The sequence below is a fragment of the Streptomyces caniscabiei genome, assembly GCF_014930365.1.
In the GTDB taxonomy this organism is placed as follows: Bacteria; Actinomycetota; Actinomycetes; order Streptomycetales; family Streptomycetaceae; genus Streptomyces; species Streptomyces caniscabiei.
In genome coordinates this window covers 1-635 of the sequence record NZ_JABXWI010000072.1, presented here as the reverse complement: position 1 = coordinate 635, position 635 = coordinate 1, and the positions used below count along the sequence as shown (strand labels likewise).

Annotated in this window: 1 protein-coding gene and 1 pseudogene; both read right to left on the bottom strand. The window is 66.0% G+C overall.

Annotation, left to right across the window (positions count from 1 at the left end; genetic code table 11):
* The coding region (locus HW837_RS48040; protein WP_193383297.1) for a rodlin at positions 1 to 387 on the bottom strand (387 nt) is incomplete at its 3' end.
* A gap of 131 nt (positions 388 to 518) precedes the next feature.
* Positions 519 to 635 (bottom strand): annotated as a pseudogene (locus HW837_RS49505) (rodlin); the annotation flags it as partial.

The window sequence follows — 635 nt, the reverse complement described above, 5'->3', positions numbered from 1 at the left end:
GCCGTTGTCCGAGAGGATCGGGATGTCGGACAGGATGTGCGACAGCGGCTCGTCACCCTTGGCCTGGGTGGAGTTCTCGGTGCACTGCTGGTTCTGCGGGGCGGAGAGGATCGGGACGTCCTGCAGCGCGGAGATCCCGAGGGCTCCGATGCCCCCGACGTTGAGCTTGGCGGGCAGACCGATGCAGGGCTTGTTGAGCGAGCCCTGGACCAGCGAGAGCTGCGGGCTCATGTCGCCCTTGGTCACCGAGTTGCCGAACGCCTGGCTGGCACCGTTGCCGCTGAACGATGTGGTCCCACCGTCGTCCGCGAGCGCCTGGGGCGCGGTCGCGGCACCGAGGCCGGCGATGGAAGCAGCAACAGCCGCGGTGGCCCACAGCTTGTTCATGTTGGATCCCTTCGGAAAGCGGACTCCGTTGCGGAGTTGCGCCCTGATCAACAGGGCATCCGGTCAACGGTTGCGTAGATTGCCCCTATTGGCGGAATAGGCGGCTTATCGTCGTGCAGGGGGTGCGGAGGCTACTTGCCGCCGCCCTTGCCGTTGCCGTTGTCCGAGAGGATCGGGATGTCGGACAGGATGTGCGACAGCGGCTCGTCACCCTTGGCCTGGGTGGAGTTCTCGGTGCACTGCTGGTT